Raw genomic sequence first — 12,250 nt, forward strand, 5'->3', positions numbered from 1 at the left:
GCCGGCGCGGTAAGCACGAGGAGCGGTCATGCAGGAGCCGAGTGGCGGGGGGCGCATCGCTCTCGACACCCTCGACCTCGCGGTCAAGGGCGCGACGGCCTACGGGCGGGACGACCTCGTCCGGCGCCTCACCGACGCCCGGCGCCTGCTGTCCGAACCGGACGTCACCGTCTACGTCGTCGGGGAATTCAAGCAGGGCAAGAGTTCGCTCATCAACGCGCTGCTGACCGCCAAGATCTGCCCGGTCGACGACGACATCGCGACCGCGGTGCCGACGGTCGTCCGGTTCGCGCCGGAGTCCGGGGCTCTGGCGACCTACGAGCCGGCCGATCCGTCGTCGCCGCCGTGGACCGAGCGGATCTCCCTCGAAGACCTTCCGTCCCACGTCAGTGAAGCCGGGAATCCCGGCAACCTGCGGAAACTCAAGTCCGTCACCGCGTCGATCAGCCGCCAGCTGCTGTCCGGCGGGCTGGTGCTGGTCGACACCCCCGGCGTCGGCGGGCTCGGCTCGCTGCACAATGCCGTCACCGTCAGCTCGCTCCCGCGGGCGCACGCCGTCCTGTTCCTCTCGGACGCCTCCCAGGAACTCACCGCCGCCGAGCTGCGGTTCCTCCGGACGGTGAAAGAACTCTGCCCGAGTGTCTTCTTCGTCCTCACCAAGATCGACCTCTACCCGCAGTGGCGCCGCATCCTCGACCTCAACGCCGGCCACCTCGCGGCGTGCGGCATCAGCATCGACACCGTCGCCGTCTCCTCGGAGCTGCGCACCGTCGCCGCCCGCTCGGCCGATCAGGAGCTGAACGTCGAGTCCGGCTTCCCGCAGCTGGTCAAGTGCCTGCAGGGCGTGGTCGGGGACGCCGAGCGGTCGGCGCTCAACGCCGTCGGCCTGCACGTCGGGTCCGCGGTCGGGCAGCTGCACGCCACCCTGCGCGCCCGCCGCACCGCGCTCGCGCACCCCGAGCAGTCCGCCGCGCTCGTCGCGGAGCTCGGGCGCGTCAACGAGCGCGTCGACGCGCTGCGCAGCCAGTCCGCCAAGTGGCAGCAGCTCCTCTTCGACGGTTTCGCCGACATTTCGTCCGATGTGGACTACGACCTGCGCGCCCGTTCCCGAGGGGTGTTGCACGAAGCCGAAGAGGCCATCGAGGACGGTGACCCGGCCAAGAACTGGGCCGAGTTCGAGAAGTGGCTCCGGCAGCGCCTGGCGAACGAGACGCTCGAGAACTACGCGACCTTCGTCAAGCAGGCCAGGGTGCTGGCCGGCCGCGTCGCCGACCACTTCGAGCTCGCCGAGTCCCAAGCCGTGCTGCCGCGCGAGATCCAGGCGCCGGTCCGGGTGGTGGAGGAGATCGACATCGACGCGTCCTTCACCGGCGTCAAGACCCGCGGTACCACCGGGATGGCCGCGTTCCAGAAGGCCTACAGCGGCTTCCTGATGTTCTCCATGCTCACGAAGATGGCCGCATTGGCCATCCCGACGCCGTTCGGGGTGGCGGCCGGCCTGCTCATGGGCCGCTCCGGCTTCCTCGACGAACGCAAGCGGCAGCTGGAAAAACGCCGCGGCCTGGCCAAGACGGCGGTGCGCCGGTTCGTCGACGAGTTCAACCTCCAGGTCGGCAAGGACTCCCGCGACGCGATGCGAACCGTCCAAAGAGAACTCCGCGACGCCTACAGCGCGCGCGTCGAAGAACTCCAGCGGTCCCTCACCGAAGCGCTGGCGAACGCGAAGAAGGCCGTCGTCGACGTCGACACCGAAGCGGCCGAGCTCAAGCGGCTCGAAGCCGACATCGAAGCCCTCGAGGTGCTCGGCCGGCGCGCCGAGGAGCTCACCGTCCGCAGCGCGCCCAAGCCCAAGGCGGTGGCCAGATGACCCCCCTCTACCTCCAGGTCCGCGGGTTCGTCGCCCGCGCGTGCGCCGGTTACGCGGGTACGCCCGCCGAACCGCAGCTGCGGCAGATCGCCGGCCGGCTCGCCGAGCCGCTGCGGGTCGCGATCGCCGGGCGCGTCAAGGCCGGCAAGTCCACCCTGCTCAACGCGCTCGTCGGGCAGGAGCTCGCGGCGACCGACGCGGGGGAGTGCACCCGGGTCGTCACCTGGTACCGCAACGGCCCGACCTACCGGATCGTGCTGCACCCCGTCCGCGGGATGCCGCGCCAGCTGCCCTTCGGCCGGCTGTCCGGCACCCTCGGCCTCGAGCTCGGCATGGCGCCCGACGACGTGGACCGGCTCGTCGTCGACTGGCCGTCGCCCGCCCTGCGCGCGATGACGCTGATCGACACGCCCGGCCTGGGATCGGCCCGCGCGGAGGTCTCCGGGCGCACCGAAGCGGCGCTCGTCCCCGAGGGCGACGGCGTGGGCACCGCGGACGCCGTGGTGTACCTGATGCGCCACGTGCACGGCGACGACGTCCGCTTCCTCGACGCCTTCCACGACGACCCCGCCCAGCGGCGCCCGGTGAACACCATCGGCGTCCTGGCGCGGGCCGACGAGGTCGGGCACGCCCGGCCCGACGCACTCGATTCGGCGGCGAAGATCGCCGCCCGCTACGCCCGCGACTCGCGCGTGCGCGGGCTCTGCCAGACGGTGGTCCCGATGGCCGGCCTGCTGGCCAGCTCCGCCGCGACGCTCAAGGAGTCCGAGTTCCGCGCGTTCCGGCGGCTCGCGGCCGCGCCGGAGGCCGAAGTGGCGCGGCTGCTGACCTCGGCCGACCGGTTCGCCGCGGGTGAGTCCGATGTGGACGTCCCGCCGGCCGAACGCGCCGAGCTCCTCGCCCGCTACGGCCTGTTCGGCGTGCGGCTGGCGGTCGAGCTGGTCCGCGACGAGCTGGTGACGGGCGCGCGGGCGTTGTCGGGCGAGCTGCTGGCCCGCAGCGGTCTCCACCGCCTCCGATCGCTGCTGACGACGCAGTTCGCCGCGCGGGCCGACGTGCTCAAGGCGCGGTCGGCGCTGCAGGCGGCGGAACACGTGCTGCGCGCCTACCCGGACCGCACCGGCGGCCTGCTGCACGAATGGGAGCGGATCGTCGCCGGAGCGCACGAGTTCGCCGAGATCCAGCTGATCGACTCGATCCGGCTCGGCGTCGTGCTGTTCACCACCGACGAGGCCCGCGACGCGGAACGCCTGCTCGGTGCGACCGGGGTGGACGTGCCGAGCCGGCTGGGGCTACCGGGGGACGCGGGCCGCACCGCGATCCGGCAGGTGCTCGGCGCGCAGCTGCTGAGGTGGCAGCGGCGCGCCGAGCACCCCGCCTCCCCGCGCGACGTCCGCGACGCGGCACGCGTCCTCGTCCGCACGTGCGAAGGAATCCTGCTCAGCGAAGCCAGGGCGGAGGTCTTGTCGTGACCGACCAGCCGAAGGGCAAGATCAGGAAAGCCGTCACGGCCGCCGCCGGCGCTGTCGCGTCGGAAGTGGTCGGGAATGCGTTCACTTCCGGTGCTCCGCAGCCGCCGCCACCCGCGTCGCAGCCCGTCGCCGCGGAGACCGCGCACGACGTCCCCGCCCACGAGTACGTCCCCGAGGTGGGGACCAGCACGGTCACCCGCGGCGAGGACGGCCACGTAGAGGCGCGGACCGGCACCGTCTGGCACCCGGAAACCGCCGACGGCGTGCCGCTGGCGGACCTGCCCACCGTCGAGGAGTTCGAGCAGATCGAGGTCCGCGAGGACGAGTTCGGCAACTTCGTCATCGACGCGACCGAGCGGTTCGTGGTGCACAACCACGGCCGCGACGAGGTCTACACCGACCACCAGCACCTCGTCGTGCCCGGCGACGGGACTCCCGGGGACACGGACATCGACGTCGTCCAGGACGCCGGCATCGTGATCCACGAGAACCCGGACGGCTCGATCACCGTCGAGCACGAGGGTTCGCTGAGCTACGAGCTCACCCCCGACGCGCCGGGGCACGGCGACATCGAGGTGTTCCAGGAGGAGACCGTCGTCCTCGACGAAGCCGGGACCGGGCCGCCCGGGATCGAGGTCGGGATCACCGTGGAGGAGCAGGCGAAAGCCGACGACCCGTTCGGCGAGCCGGCCGGACCGGCCATCCACCAGACCGAGGTGGTCACGGACAAGGGACGCGGGGTCACGGTGACCGCGCAGGTCACCGCACCGGCGCCCACGCTGCCCGGGACACCGCCCCCGCCGGTCGTGACGTTCGCCAGGACGCCGTCCACAGTGGACGCCGCGCCGGCGGCCGCCGAGACCACGCTGGCGGCCTCGGTCTCCCTTGCGGAGCACCCGGTCCCGCGGCACAGCTTCGCCGCCGAACGCGAACCGGCGCACCACGACGCCGGCGAAGTCACGGGCGGCCACGCGCACCCCGCGGCGGCGGAGCACCCGTTCGAGCCGCCGCGGCACCCCGACCCGGATCCCGTGCCGGTGGCGGACGAGCCGCCCGGCCCGCCGCCGGTGGAGCCGCCCGTGCGGCACGAGGACCAGGCACACGAAGACCACTTGCACGAAGACCACCCGGGTGAACCGGTTCCTGACGAACACGTGGTCCTCGACCACGCGCACGCTGACGGCGGAGGCTGAAATGGGCTACGGACTGGGCATCGACCTCGGCACGACCTTCACGGCCGCCGCCGTCGACCGGGCCGGCCACGTCGAAATGGTGTCACTCGGCGACCGCACGGCGGCCATCCCGTCGGTGGTGCTGCTGCGGCCCGACGGCAGCGTGCTGGTCGGCGACGCGGCGAGCCGGCGCGCGGCCGTCGAACCCGACCGCGTGACGCGGGAGTTCAAGCGGCGCCTGGGCGATCCGACACCGGTGCTGCTCGGCGGCGCGCCGCACTCGGTGGCGTCGCTGATGGCGCACCTGCTCGGCTACGTGGTCCGGACGGTCGCCGGCCAGCAGGGCGGTCGTCCGGACCGGATCACGCTGACGCACCCGGCGAACTGGGGACCGTACAAGCGGGAATTGTTCGCGCAGGTCCCGAAGCTGACCGGGATCGACCACGTCGGCCTGATCACCGAGCCCGAAGCCGCGGCGGCGCACTACGCCGCCCAGGAGCGGCTCGAGGAGGGTGCCGTCGTCGCGGTGTACGACCTCGGCGGCGGCACGTTCGACGCCACGGTGCTGCGGAAGCGCAACGGCGGCTTCGAAATCCTCGGCACGCCCGAAGGCATCGAGGGCCTGGGCGGGGTCGACTTCGACGAAGCGGTGTTCGGCCACGTCGACCGGGCGCTGGAGGGCCGGCTGTCGCAGATCGACCCGGACGCCCCGGGCGCGGTGGCGGCGGTCGTGCGGCTGCGGCAGGAATGCGTACTGGCGAAGGAAGCCCTGTCGGCGGACACGGAAGTGGCTGTTCCGGTGCTGCTGCCGTCGGTGCAGACGGAGGTCCGCCTGACCCGCGGCGAGTTCGAGGAGATGATCCGCCCGTCCATCACGGCGACGCTGGGTTCGCTGCACCGCGCACTGCGTTCGGCGAACCTGCGCCCGGCCGACCTCGGCACGGTCCTGCTGGTCGGCGGCTCGTCCCGGATCCCGTTGGTGTCCCAGCTGGTTTCGGCGGAACTGGGCCGCCCGACGGCGGTGGACATCCACCCGAAGTACGGCGTCGCCCTGGGCGCGGCGGCCCTGGCTTCGGGCCGCTCGGCCGTGGTCCAGCCCCCGGCCCCGGCGCCCGTAGTCCCTTCGCCCCGCGAGGAAACTCGTGCGATGGCCATGCCGGAGTTCGGCGCGGGCGCACCGCCGCCGGCGCTGGGACGCGGGAAGCCCGCCGGCCCCGGCCGCCGAGCCTCCCGCCGCGGCGTGGTGGTGGGCCTGTGCGCGATAGCGGTGGTGGCGATCGGCGGGGTGGCGGTGGCGGTCAGCAGTTCGGGCGGCGGCCCGTCGGGAAGCACCCCGCCACCGTCGACCAGCCCGGCGAGCGACACGGCGTCGCTGGTGACGCTGCCACCCGCGGAGACCCCGCAGACGACGCACGCGACGGCAGCGCCGCCACACACGAACCCGGCGGCCACGACGCGCCGGAAGACCCCGCCGAGGACGACCACGCCGACCAAGACGACGACGCCGACGACAACCACGACCCCGACAACGACGGCGACCCCGACAACCTGAGCCTGCCACCGCCTCGCGGCTTGGCTGCGGCGCCCCAGCAGGTGGGCAGGCGGGCAGGCGGGCAGGGCGATCCGCAGCCAACGCCGGGCCTGGCCGGGTGCCAGACTCGGCGCCGGGCCTTGCGATTCGCTGCGTGCGACCGGCACCCGGTGTCTTGGTTGTGGCGATCGGAGCGCGGCGGTCCGGCTGGGCGATTCGCCGCCGGGGGTCGGCGCTGGGCCTGGCGATTTGCTGCGTGCGATCCGCACCGGTGCCTTGTGGCGATCGGAGCGCGGCGGCTCGGCCGCACAACCCGCCGCCTCCGGTCGAGGCTTCACGACCCTGTCCAGCCTTCCCCCGCCCAGGATGTGAGAGATTTTCCAGCCCATGGAGTGAAGTCCCGCATCCCGCCGTTGACCAGCACCTCTTGCCACCCGCAACTGGACCGGGTGATCTTCCTCCGGTCCGCACCGCCGCGACCCTCCACCGCGGCCTGGCAGCTCGCGCTCCTCGCCGCCGTGCAGGTCTGCGCCATGAGCGTCTGGTTCTCCGCCTCCGCCGTCGTCCCCGCGCTGCGTGCCGAATGGGGGCTCTCGCGCGAGCACACCATCCTGCTGACCGCCGCCGTCCAAGTCGGGTTCGCCGGTGGCGCCGTAGTCTCCGCCGCACTGAACCTCGCCGACCGGATCCCTCCTCACACGCTCATCGCGGCCGGCGCGATGCTTGCCGCGCTCACCACCGCCGTCCTGCCGTGGAGTGCGCACGGGCTCGTCGTCCCCCTCCGGTTCGCCACCGGCTTCGCGCTGGCCGGGGTCTATCCGGTCGGCATGAAGGTCGTCGTGTCGTGGTTCCCCCGGAAGCGTGGGCTCGCGTTGGGCGCACTCCTCGCCGCCCTGACCGTCGGCTCGGCGCTGCCGAACCTCCTCGCACCGCTCGACTGGCGGGCCGTCCTCCTCTGCGCCGCCGCGCTGGCGACGATCGGCGCTGCCGTGTCGGCCCTCTTCGTCCGCGAGGGCCCGGAACGCGCGCCGTCACCGCCGTGGCGCCCGCGGTACCTGCTGCGGATGGTGGCCGACCGGCGGCAACGGCTGGTGTGCCTCGGCTACTTCGGGCACATGTGGGAGCTCTACGCGCTGTGGGCGTGGCTGCCCGCCTACCTCGCCGCGACCGGGAGGCCCAGCGGGGTGACCGCCTTCGTCGTCATCGGCGTCTGCGGAGCGGCCGGGTGCCTGCTCGGCGGCGCGCTCTCGGACCGGTGCGGCCGGGCGGTCGTCGCGATGGGGGCCATGGTCGTCAGCGCCGGCTGCGCCGTGCTCTCCGCCGCCGTCGCCGGGACCGTCCTCCTGCTGGTCTGGGGCGTCGCCGTGATCGCCGACTCCGGGCAGTTCTCCGCCGCGCTCGCCGAGACCGCCGATCCGCGGTACGTCGGGACCGCGCTCACCGCCATGACGGCGTTCGGGTTCCTGCTCAGCGCCGGCACGATCCAGCTGCTGCCGCTCCTGGCCGACGCCGTCGGGTGGCGGGCCGCCGTGCCCGTGCTCGCGGTCGGGCCCGCGCTCGGTGCCGCCGCGATGCAGCGCCTGCGCCGGTAACCTCGCGGCATGGCGGCGGAGCACGTGATCGTGACGTCCACGACGGACTCGGAAGCGGTGGCGCGGGAACTCGCCACCCAGGCGGTGGCGGGACGGCTGGGGGCGTGCGCCCAGGTCGTCGGCCCGATCACCAGCGTCTACCGCTGGGAAGGCGCCGTGCAAACGGATCAGGAATGGCGCGTCGAGATCAAGACGACCGCCGCCCTCGTCCCCGCGCTGACCGAACGCCTGCGCCAACTGCACGGCTACGACCTGCCGGAGGTAGTCGCCACGCCGATCGTCGGCGGCAGCGCCGAATACCTCGCCTGGCTGACCGCCGAAACCCGTGGCCAGGACCCGGGTTCCTGACTAAAGTCAGGGAATGGAACTGAGCCGGCGCTTCGCGACGCTGACCACCGCCCACCTCGCCGACGCCTGCATCCGCGCCGGGCTGCCGGTGCGCTGCGCCCCGGCAGCGACGCGCGCGGTGGTGCCCGGCGGCCGCCTGTTCGGGCCGGCCGTCCCGGCGCGGCACGTCGGCAGCGTCGACGTCTTCCTGGAAGCCTTCGAGACCGCTGCGGACGGCGGTGTGCTGATCGTCGACAACGGCGGCCGCCTCGACGAGGCCTGCGTCGGTGACCTCGTGGTGCTCGAGGCTCGTGCCGCCGGGTTGTCCGGGGTGCTGATCTGGGGCCTGCACCGCGACACCGCGGACATCCGGGCCATCGGGCTCCCGGTGTTCAGCCTCGGGTCCCTCCCGACCGGCCCGCTCAACCTCGGCCCGCGCGTCGACGGCGGGCTGGCCGAAGCGATCGTCGGGACCTGGCGGATCGGGCCGTCGGACCTCGTGCTGGGTGACGACGACGGCGTCCTGTTCGTCCCGCTCGACCGCGCCGAGGAGCTGTTCGCGCTCGCCGAGGCGATCCGCGACACCGAACGCCGCCAGGCCGACCGGATCCGGGGTGGCGAGCCGCTGCGGGAGCAGGTGCGCTTCGCCGAATTCCTCGCCGCGCGGGAAGCGGATCCGGGCCTGACGTTCCGCGCGCACCTGCGGGCCGTCGGCGGTGCGATCGAAGAGTGACCACGAAAGTGTGATCGTTCACCCGACGGGGTAACCCGGGCCGGGAGGCGGGACCATGAACGCGCTCATCGGCTTCGGCAAGGACATCGAATACCACTTCGCGCGCGGGTTGCGGACCTACCTGGCCCGGGTCGCCCGCGCCGTCGGCGTCGGGTTCGAGTCGTGTTCGCTCGACCTCGACGTGCCCAGCTCCGGGTACGTCGCCCTCGACCGCACGCTCCCGGACCTCCCAGCGCACGACCTGGCTCTGATCTGGGACGAGGTGCACGGCTGGGCGGCGGAGATCGAACCCGCGAGCGGTGGCACCGGGAAGGTGCTCGGCTACCTCGGCGGCGCCGACGTCGTGCCGCCGCCGCGTGCGGTCGCCGGGTTCCTCGAAGCGCTGCGGGTCGCCGGGCCGCCCGCAGCCGCGTTCCCGCCGCCGGTGTTCCGGCGGGCCGGGCACCACGAGGACCTCGTCGACCGGCTGCCGGTCACCGGCCCGGAAGGACTGCTGCGGCCGAGCTCCGCTACTTGGTGAGCACAGGACGGGAGCGCCCCGGGCACCTAGGATGAGGCGGCCGAACCCCGTCCCACCGAAGGAAGCCCGTGACCGCCGATGCGCCCCACCCCGTCCGCGTCCTCCTCGTGGAGGACCACGACATGGTGGCGGAGGCGTTGCAGCAGGCCCTCGACCGCGCCGACGGGATCACCGTCGTCGGCCGCGCCCGCTCTCGGACGGAGGCACTGGCGGACGCCCGCGAGCACCACCCGGACGTTGTGCTGCTGGACCGGCGCCTGTCCGACGGCGACGCGCTCGGCGTCATCACCGACCTCGCGGCCGGCGGTGCCCGCGTCCTGGTGCTGACCGGCGACGCGACGCCGGCGATCGCCGCTCAGGTGGCGAAGGCGGGCGGTGCCGGGCTGCTGTTCAAGTCGTCGCAGCTGGGCGTGCTGGAGTCCGCCGTCCGGGACGTGGCCGCCGGCGCCGTGGTCTTCGAGCCGGACCTGCTGCCCGGTGTCTTCGACCGGCTCACCGGCCGCGTCCCCGCGGTCGGCACGGCCCTGACCGCGCGTGAGCGCGAAACCCTCGACCTGCTCGCCGAAGGCGCGACCACCGACGAGATCGCCCTGCGGCTCGGCGTGTCCCGCAACACCACCCGCAACCACGTCCAGCGCGTGCTGGAAAAGCTCGGGGCGCGCTCGAAGCTCGAAGCCGTCGCCGTGGCCCGCCGGGAAGGGCTCATCGGCTGATGCAGCTGCACTAACCGCGGAGGACGGGTTTGCATCTCGTGCGGGCCCGCGCGGTCGACGAGGCTGGAGGGTGTGGACGTCCATGCCCCCCTCACCGCGGAGTGCGCCGTGACCGGCTCGGCGGGCGGACTGGCCCTCGTGCGCCGGTTCACCCGGCTGACGCTGCGCGGGTGGGCGAGCGGCACCGCCGTCGACGACGCGCAGCTGGTCGTCACCGAGCTCGTGACCAACGCGCTGTGCCACGGCGTCGGCCGCCCGCTCCTGAGGCTGGCGCCGGCCGGCGGGCAGCTCCGCATCGAGGTCTTCGACGACGATCCGGCGCCACCCGTGCGCCGGCCCCCGGGTGCGGACGGCGGCTGGGGCCTCACCCTCGTCGAGCGGCTCTCCTCCGCGTGGGGGACCGCGCGCCACGGCCGCGGGAAGGTCGTCTGGTGCGCGCTGCCAGCGGCTTCGGCCGAACTCGCCGGGTGAGCGCCGCGGACCGCGCCGTGCCGGGCGGGTGGCGATCCGGCAGAGTTGCGGCATGGACGACGACCGGTTCCGCTTGCTGGTGCAGGGGGTGCTCGACTACGCGATCTTCATGCTGGACCCGCAGGGGCGGATTTCGAGCTGGAACGTGGGGGCGGAGCGGATCAAGGGCTACCGGGCGGAAGAGATCATCGGACAGCACTTTTCGGTGTTCTACCCGCCGGAGGACGTCGCGGCCGGAAAACCGGCCAGGGAGCTGGAGGTCGCGGCCGCGGAGGGGCGGCTGGAGGACGAGGGGTGGCGGATCCGCGAGGACGGCACCCGGTTCTGGGCGAACGTGGTGATCACGGCGCTGTACGACGATCGGGGTGAATTGAAGGGTTTCGGGAAGGTCACCCGCGACGTGTCGGACCGCCGGGCGGCCGAAGTCGCCCTGCGGGAAAGCGAAGAACGGTTCCGCCTGCTCGTGCAGAGCGTGGTCGACTACGCCATCTTCGTGCTGGACCCGCAGGGCCGGATTTCGAGCTGGAACGCCGGCGCCGAGCGGATCAAGGGCTACCGGGCGGAGGAGATCATCGGGCAGCACTTTTCGGTGTTCTACCCCGCCGAAGACGTGGCCGCCGGAAAACCGGCCCGGGAACTGGAACTGGCGGCCGCGGAAGGGCGGCTCGAAGACGAGGGGTGGCGGGTCCGCAAGGACGGCACCCGGTTCTGGGCCAACGTGGTGATCACCGCGCTGCTGGACGACCGGGGCCGGCTGCAGGGCTTCGGCAAGGTCACCCGCGACATGACCGAGCGCCGCAACGCCGAGCAGGCCCTGCGGGACCGCGGCCGACTGGTCGGGCACCTCGTGGAGGCCCAGGAGGTGGAGCGGCGCCGGATCGCCTGGGACGTCCACGACGAGTCGATCCAGTCCATGGTCGCCGTCGGCATGCGCCTGCAGCTGCTCGCTTCCCGGCTGCCGGAACCGGCCGCGGCCGCCGTCGGCGGGCTCGACGAGTCCGTGCAGGCCGCCATCGCCAGGCTGCGCGGCCTGGTGTCCCGGCTGCGGCCACCCGAGCTCGACCACCACGGGCTCGTCGAAGCGATCTCGGCCTACGTCGAGGAGGTCACGGGCCGGTGGGGACTGGCGCACTCGGTGCGCGACGAGCTCACCGACGAGCCGTCCCCGGAAGCGGCGACCACCGCCTACCGGATCTGCCAGGAAGCGCTATGCAACGTCCACAAACACGCCCGGGCCACCCGGATCGACGTCACGCTGTCCACAGTGGACACCGGAACCCGGTTGCGGATCACCGACGACGGGATCGGCGCGGCCGCGGGCGAGGCGGGGGCGGGTCACTTCGGGCTGGTCGAGATGTACGAACGGGCCGAGGCGGCGCACGGCTGGCTTTCGGTGACGAGCACGCCCGGACAGGGCACGACCGTGGAGTGCTGGTTGCCGAAGCTGCCCGACGTGACGGGACTCGAACCATGACCGAGCTGCGGGTGCTGATCTCCGACGACGACGTGATGATCCGCGACGTCCTGAGGGAGGTCCTCGAGGAGGAGCCCGACATCGCCGTGGTGGCGGTGGCGGCCGACGCCGACGAGGCGATCCGGCTCGCCGAGCGGCACCGGCCCGCGGTCGCCGTCCTCGACGTCCGGATGCCCGGCGGGGGCGGCGCGCGGGCGGCGCGGGAGATCGCCCGGTGCAGCCCGGGCACGGCGATCCTGGCGTTCTCCGCCTACGCCGACCGGGCTTCGATCGCGGGACTCGCGGCGGCCGGCGTCACGGAGTACCTGGTGAAGGGGGCGCCCAACACGGCGATCGTCGAAGCCGTCCGGCGGCTGGGCCGTCCGCCGTCGGCTTGAG

Annotated in this window: 12 protein-coding genes; all 12 read left to right on the plus strand. The window is 73.3% G+C overall.

Annotated elements, in window-relative coordinates:
* The first annotated feature begins 28 nt into the window (after positions 1-28).
* The 12 genes from MUY14_RS11725 to MUY14_RS11780 all read left to right on the plus strand — a co-directional run bounded on the left by MUY14_RS11725 (position 29) and on the right by MUY14_RS11780 (position 12,249).
* The gene (locus MUY14_RS11725; RefSeq protein ID WP_247023001.1) at positions 29-1,867 is read left to right on the plus strand and encodes a dynamin family protein; all 1,839 of its coding nucleotides are present in this window, start codon (positions 29-31) and stop codon (positions 1,865-1,867) included.
* A complete protein-coding gene (locus MUY14_RS11730) occupies positions 1,864-3,339 on the plus strand; it encodes a dynamin family protein (protein ID WP_247023002.1) in 1,476 nt (491 codons plus the stop codon). Before MUY14_RS11725 ends, MUY14_RS11730 begins: the two co-directional genes overlap by 4 nt.
* A complete protein-coding gene (locus MUY14_RS11735) occupies positions 3,336-4,532 on the plus strand; it encodes a hypothetical protein (RefSeq protein ID WP_247023003.1) in 1,197 nt (398 codons plus the stop codon). The genes MUY14_RS11730 and MUY14_RS11735 overlap by 4 nt, the downstream gene beginning before the upstream one ends.
* 1 nt (position 4,533) lies before the next feature.
* Positions 4,534-6,063 (plus strand): Hsp70 family protein, encoded by a 1,530-nt coding sequence (locus tag MUY14_RS11740; RefSeq protein ID WP_247023004.1) that lies wholly within the window; start codon positions 4,534-4,536, stop codon positions 6,061-6,063.
* Positions 6,064-6,455: 392 nt separating this feature from the next.
* A complete protein-coding gene (locus MUY14_RS11745) occupies positions 6,456-7,634 on the plus strand; it encodes a nitrate/nitrite transporter (protein ID WP_247023005.1) in 1,179 nt (392 codons plus the stop codon).
* Between the two features lie 9 nt (positions 7,635-7,643).
* Positions 7,644-7,982, plus strand: a complete 339-nt coding sequence (gene cutA, locus MUY14_RS11750) for a divalent-cation tolerance protein CutA (protein WP_247023006.1) — start codon at positions 7,644-7,646, stop codon at positions 7,980-7,982.
* Between the two features lie 13 nt (positions 7,983-7,995).
* Positions 7,996-8,694: an RraA family protein gene (locus tag MUY14_RS11755; RefSeq protein ID WP_247023007.1), complete on the plus strand. Its 699-nt coding sequence runs from the start codon at positions 7,996-7,998 to the stop codon at positions 8,692-8,694.
* Between the two features lie 55 nt (positions 8,695-8,749).
* The gene (locus MUY14_RS11760) at positions 8,750-9,214 is read left to right on the plus strand and encodes a DUF6292 family protein (RefSeq protein ID WP_247023008.1); all 465 of its coding nucleotides are present in this window, start codon (positions 8,750-8,752) and stop codon (positions 9,212-9,214) included.
* A 68-nt stretch (positions 9,215-9,282) separates the two neighbouring features.
* A complete protein-coding gene (locus MUY14_RS11765) occupies positions 9,283-9,927 on the plus strand; it encodes a response regulator transcription factor (RefSeq protein WP_247023009.1) in 645 nt (214 codons plus the stop codon).
* Between the two features lie 72 nt (positions 9,928-9,999).
* Positions 10,000-10,398 (plus strand): ATP-binding protein, encoded by a 399-nt coding sequence (locus tag MUY14_RS11770; RefSeq protein WP_247023010.1) that lies wholly within the window; start codon positions 10,000-10,002, stop codon positions 10,396-10,398.
* Between the two features lie 52 nt (positions 10,399-10,450).
* The gene (locus tag MUY14_RS11775; protein ID WP_247023011.1) at positions 10,451-11,872 is read left to right on the plus strand and encodes a PAS domain S-box protein; all 1,422 of its coding nucleotides are present in this window, start codon (positions 10,451-10,453) and stop codon (positions 11,870-11,872) included.
* Positions 11,869-12,249 carry a response regulator transcription factor gene (locus MUY14_RS11780; RefSeq protein WP_247023012.1) on the plus strand — a complete coding sequence of 127 codons (381 nt, stop codon included), beginning with the start codon at positions 11,869-11,871 and terminating at the stop codon, positions 12,247-12,249. Before MUY14_RS11775 ends, MUY14_RS11780 begins: the two co-directional genes overlap by 4 nt.
* The last annotated feature ends 1 nt before the right edge of the window (position 12,250 follow it).

Source organism: Amycolatopsis sp. FBCC-B4732 (genome assembly GCF_023008405.1).
Classification (GTDB): Bacteria; Actinomycetota; Actinomycetes; order Mycobacteriales; family Pseudonocardiaceae; genus Amycolatopsis; species Amycolatopsis pretoriensis_A.